We start from the raw sequence: 4,639 nt of genomic DNA, 5'->3' as shown, positions 1-4,639 counted from the left end.
CTTCCTCAGCCGCCATCGCAAGCGCTATACGCGGTTCGGGGTCTACCGGCTCGTCGAGCGATGTGCAGCGCGCGTACCAACGCTTGCCGCAAGGTCAATCACGCCGCACGTGATCCGTCACACAAGCGCCTGTCATCTGCTGCGGGCAGGTGTCGACCTCAACACCATCAGCGCATGGCTTGGACATGTCAGTCTTGAGACCACCAACATCTACGCCGAAATCGATCTCGAGATAAAGGCGAAAGCGATGGCGCTGTGCGATGCCGCGGCTTCGGGGCCAGACCGGCCGTGGAAAGAGGACAAGGGTGTGATGGCGTTCCTGAATGCAATTTGACTTCAGAAAATTATGTTGCGGAGATTGCTTGGGATCGCCTGAAACTCGGGCAGAACCGGAGCTTCCGCAGCATAATCCTCAGCGCAACATCTTATCGGGTATGTTGACATCAACATACGCGATAGAGCGGCAGGTGATCGGCATATTTGGAAACCAAAACCTGGGCGACCGTCGCCTCGGTCGGCAGCCCGCCTTCGATTAGCCGCGCGGGCACCAGAGCCTGAACGACCACGTCCTCGCAGGCGCGGCAGGCATATTTCGGCCGCCGCACCACGATCACGCGTAGCTGCGCCGGAACGATGTCGAGCCGCTCGCTGACGTCTTCGCCGATCCGATGAAGTCCGTTGCGACAGCACGGACAGGCATGGTCCTCGATGTCGGCGATCATCTCGATGCGCGGCAAGTGCGGCGGCAGCGAGCCACGGCTCACCCGCCGCTTCGCGGTGCTTTCCTTGTGCATGGCCGGATCGGCGCGTTCGACCTCTTCCTCGCCGGCCGCCTCGATCTGCTCGGCCTCTTCGAGCCCGAGCAGGAGCTGGTCTTCGGGCAGGCTCTCGGCCCGGCGACCGAAGCGGTGGCGCTGCAATTCCTTGATGATCTGGGTCAGGCGAGCATTCTCGACATCGCGCGCCAGGACCATCGCCTTCAGCACATCCGGATCGTTGGGAAGCTGGTCCGCCGTCATCGCTATGATCGGATCAGACCATATTCGCCAGTTCCGGGCGACAGCGGAATCCGGTCTGATTCACTTGGTCGCGGATCAACCTGCCTGCGCCGGAGCGCGTGTCCGGCGGGCTTCATGAACCCGCCGCCAATCAAGCCCTTCAAGCAGCGCCGACAACTGAGCGGCCGTCAGCCGCATCACGCCGTCCTGCACTTTCGGCCAGCGGAACTCGCCATCCTCCAGACGCTTCGCATAGAGGCAGACGCCGGTGCCGTCCCAGAAGATCAGCTTGATCCGATCCGTCCGTTTCGCGCGGAAGACATAGACTGCACCACTAAACGGTTAGGTGGCGCGCCACCTAACCGTTTTTATGCATCGGGTGAGATTTTGTGGCGGAGCCGTCCTGGCGCCAGCCGGGGTCTGCCAAATCTGGCATCCTCCGCCACATAATATTTTTTAGCTTAGATGCTGTTCAGCAGTTGCAGAACGGCATCGGTGGGCCGGAAGCGCGCCCCGTAAGTGCCCTCGATGCCCGCCTTTTCGAGTCCGTTGCGCATCATCTCGACATCCGCGGCGGCATAGCGGTGGGTGGTGGCGACCTGTGCGTGCCCGAGCCAGGCTTGAATCGTCAAAAGATCCACGCCGGACTGGAGAAGCTTCATGGCGAGGGAGTGCCTGCTATGTCTTGATCGATATAGCAGGCACTATCTACCCCGCCCGACTATGTCGGGTAGATAGAGTTCTGCCCACGGTTCCAAGGGTTTTTGCGATAGCGTGTAGAGATAGTTTGTAGCCCTTCCGGCAATCCAGCTTGGAAAGGGAGCAAGCTATGAAGTTTTTCATCAATGATGATTTGGCGTTGTCGCGGCCACCAGAGGGTCCGGTGGCGAGATATATTGTTCCGTTTGCCGAATGGCTCGGTGATCGAGGTTACGGTCTTGTTTCCATGAGGAACCAGGTGCTGATGGCCGCAGGCTTCAGCAAGTGGCTCGGGCAAAAGGGGATTGAGCTAAGCGACATAAGTGGAGACCATACTGGGCGTTATTTGCTGGACCGAGCGCAGCGGCCAAAGCTTGGAGACGCCGCCGCTCTTCGACATCTATTGGCTTGTCTGCGTAGCCAGAACGCAATCGCCGAAGAGATTGAGGCCGACCGCAGCCCATCGCCGATAGAACAACATGTGGAGGCATATGAGCGGTATTTGCAAGACGCGCGGGCGCTGTCTTGTCAAACGATCATAACTTACCGGCCAGTTGTCCGGGATTTTCTCAACTTCCGTTTCACTGATGGCGTGGTGTCACTCGCACAATTGCGTGCCGTCGATGTGACCGATTTCGTGCAAAAGAGGGTTTCGCGTCTCAACATGCGACGCGCCAAAATCATGACCACCGCACTGCGGTCGTTTCTCTCCTATGCGCGTTATCGCGGGGACATCATCTCAGACTTGTCCGCAGCGGTCCCGGTCGTGGCCAACTGGTCGCTTTCGTCTATTCCTCGTGCCATCGGCCGCGATGAGGTAGCTCGTTTGCTTGCCAGCATCGATCGCGATTCGCCCGTTGGATGCCGCGACTATGCGATGATCCTCATGTTGGCGCGATTGGGACTACGATCGAGTGAGGTAGTTTCGCTGGATCTCGATGATATCGATTGGGCAGCCGGACAGATCCATGTGCGAGGCAAGGCCGGTCAACGCAACGACCTTCCCTTGCCTGCGGATGTTGGCGAGGCGATCGCCGACTACCTGCGGAAGTCGCGCCCACGCAATAGCAGTCGTCGCGTCTTTTTGCGCGACAAGGCTCCGATCCGGGGATTCACAGGCCCGTGCGGACTTGGGTCAGTTATCCGACGCTCGCTCAAGAGGGCCGGTATCAATCCTCCCACTAAGGGAACGCACCAGTTCCGCCATGGGCTTGCGTCAGAGATGCTGCGGGGCGGCGCCTCGCTGGGCGAGATCGGGGAAGTCCTGGGGCACCGTCATGTGCAGACAACGGCGATCTACGCCAAGGTCGACCTCAACGCGTTGCGAACATTGACTTTGCCATGGCCGGGAGAAGCCCAATGAGCACACTCCGACAGGCTGTTCAGGACTACCTCGAGATGCGGCGAGGGCTGGGTTTTAAGCTGCGAGAAACAGGAAAGGGATTGATCGATTTCGTCACCTTCCTGGAGGCCAATGACACCCCATATATCACGACGGAACTGGCCCTTGTCTGGGCTCAGCGACCGTCACAGGCGCAGCCTTCGCATTGGGCGAGCCGGCTGTGCTACGTCCGCGTATTCGCTCGTCATCGAGTTGCCGCGGATCCGCGAACCCAGATTCCCCCGGACGGCTTGCTACCCTTTCGACCGAAGCGGGCACGGCCGTATCTCTACTCAAAGGACGACATCCAGCGCCTCCTGTCCGCAGCGCTTGAGATGCCGTGCCGATATACCCGCTGCAAGCTCAGGCCATGGACATATTATTGCCTGTTCGGATTGCTGAGCGTTTCCGGCCTGCGCCTCGGTGAAGCCCGGAACCTCAAGCTCTCGGACATCGATTTCGATGCCGCTGTGCTGACGATCCGCGGCACGAAGTTCGGAAAGTCCCGCCTTGTGCCGATGCACGCGTCAACGTGCGCAGTGCTTCAGGATTATATCAAACGCCGCCGACAGCATTGTGCAGCCCAAGTGGCGTCCCCCTATTTGTTTACTTCCCAGTTGGGCAATCGCCTTGATGTGGGAGACATTCATCGAACATTCTATGCTCTGTCTCGCCAGATCGGCCTGCGCGGCATGCATGACAGCCACGGCCCGCGTCTGCATGACATGCGCCATGTTTTCGCGACGAACACGCTGGTGCGTTGGTACGAAGCCGAGCAAGATCCCGAGCGGCTCCTGCCCATTTTGTCCACTTATCTCGGTCATGTCCACGTGGCCGATACCCAATGGTACCTCAGCGGTTCGCCCGAGCTGATGAAAGAAGCAATGCGCCGCCTTGAGCGCCGCTGGGAGGATCGGACATGACCAAGCATGCCAGCCTGGCGCCGCTGTTGGAGCGCTTTTTCATCCAACGCCTGATGCAACAGCGGCAGGCAAGCCCCCATACGATCAGTTCCTATCGCGATACATTTCGGCAGTTGCTGAAGTTCACTGCACGAACATTGCATAAGCCGCCGTCTCGCCTGAGCCTTGAGGAGATCGATACCCCGCTGATTGCGGCCTTCCTTGATGAACTGGAGAACCACCAGGGTATCAGCGTCCGCAGCCGCAACTTGCGCCTCACGGCAATTCCTTCGAGGCACCCGAGCATTCCGCCCAAATTCAACGCGTGCTCGCGATCCCCAGCAAGCGCTTCACTCGAACCCTAGACGATCGATTCCATGAAACTGGCATGTGCTCGTAAAGGCGCGGGTCTGAATAGGTCGCGCATGGAACTGGTGGGTTGCTTGCGGATTCCTCGTTGGCAGTGAGCTGAACGAGGAGCAGCGAAATGGCAAGAAGGCGGCGAGCGATTGAGCTGGCGATGAGCGATGAGGAGATTGGAAGTCTGACGGCGCTTTCGCGCTCGCGAACCGAGCCGGCCCGGCGGGTTGAACGGGCGCGAATGCTGCTCGCCTACCGTGACAATCCATCGTTCTTCGCGGTCGGGCGGAGCCTTGGCG

At 59.5% G+C, this 4,639-nt stretch carries 5 protein-coding genes and 2 pseudogenes; 4 read left to right on the top strand and 3 right to left on the bottom strand.

Annotated elements, in window-relative coordinates:
* Positions 1 to 334 (top strand): tyrosine-type recombinase/integrase (locus DPM35_RS32030; RefSeq protein ID WP_146768024.1); only part of this gene is annotated, 334 nt, incomplete at its 5' end.
* A 118-nt stretch (positions 335 to 452) separates the two neighbouring features.
* Here DPM35_RS32030 and DPM35_RS32025 read toward each other — a convergent pair.
* The 3 genes and pseudogenes from DPM35_RS32025 to DPM35_RS32015 form a co-directional block, all read right to left on the bottom strand.
* A pseudogene (locus DPM35_RS32025) lies at positions 453 to 1,019 on the bottom strand (transposase domain-containing protein); the annotation flags it as partial.
* A gap of 75 nt (positions 1,020 to 1,094) precedes the next feature.
* Positions 1,095 to 1,328, bottom strand: a pseudogene (gene tnpB / locus DPM35_RS33425) (IS66 family insertion sequence element accessory protein TnpB); the annotation flags it as partial.
* 131 nt (positions 1,329 to 1,459) lie between these two features.
* Positions 1,460 to 1,699, bottom strand: coding sequence for a tyrosine-type recombinase/integrase (locus DPM35_RS32015; protein ID WP_281004663.1), 240 nt, complete (start codon positions 1,697 to 1,699; stop codon positions 1,460 to 1,462).
* Between the two features lie 128 nt (positions 1,700 to 1,827).
* Here DPM35_RS32015 and DPM35_RS32010 point away from each other — a divergent pair, with 128 nt between their 5' ends.
* The 3 genes from DPM35_RS32010 to DPM35_RS32000 are packed head-to-tail and all read left to right on the top strand — an operon-like array spanning position 1,828 to position 4,345.
* The gene (locus DPM35_RS32010) at positions 1,828 to 3,060 is read left to right on the top strand and encodes a site-specific integrase (RefSeq protein WP_112131461.1); all 1,233 of its coding nucleotides are present in this window, start codon (positions 1,828 to 1,830) and stop codon (positions 3,058 to 3,060) included.
* Positions 3,057 to 4,001, top strand: coding sequence for a tyrosine-type recombinase/integrase (locus tag DPM35_RS32005; RefSeq protein WP_112131460.1), 945 nt, complete (start codon positions 3,057 to 3,059; stop codon positions 3,999 to 4,001). Before DPM35_RS32010 ends, DPM35_RS32005 begins: the two co-directional genes overlap by 4 nt.
* The gene (locus tag DPM35_RS32000) at positions 3,998 to 4,345 is read left to right on the top strand and encodes a site-specific integrase (protein WP_245431749.1); all 348 of its coding nucleotides are present in this window, start codon (positions 3,998 to 4,000) and stop codon (positions 4,343 to 4,345) included. Before DPM35_RS32005 ends, DPM35_RS32000 begins: the two co-directional genes overlap by 4 nt.
* Positions 4,346 to 4,639 lie beyond the last annotated feature (294 nt).

Origin of the sequence: Mesorhizobium atlanticum, assembly GCF_003289965.1 — a bacterium.
GTDB classification, from domain to species: Bacteria; Pseudomonadota; Alphaproteobacteria; order Rhizobiales; family Rhizobiaceae; genus Mesorhizobium; species Mesorhizobium atlanticum.
The sequence above is the reverse complement of the archived record's forward strand: the minus strand, read 5'-3'. Positions and strand labels throughout refer to the sequence as shown.

Bases quoted from the DNA above. Each gene is read 5' to 3' on its own strand.
- DPM35_RS32010 (WP_112131461.1), top strand. From the start codon at position 1,828: ATGAAGTTTTTCATCAATGATGATTTGGCGTTGTCGCGGCCACCAGAG.
- DPM35_RS32005 (WP_112131460.1), top strand. From the start codon at position 3,057: ATGAGCACACTCCGACAGGCTGTTCAGGACTACCTCGAGATGCGGCGA.
- DPM35_RS32000 (WP_245431749.1), top strand. From the start codon at position 3,998: ATGACCAAGCATGCCAGCCTGGCGCCGCTGTTGGAGCGCTTTTTCATC.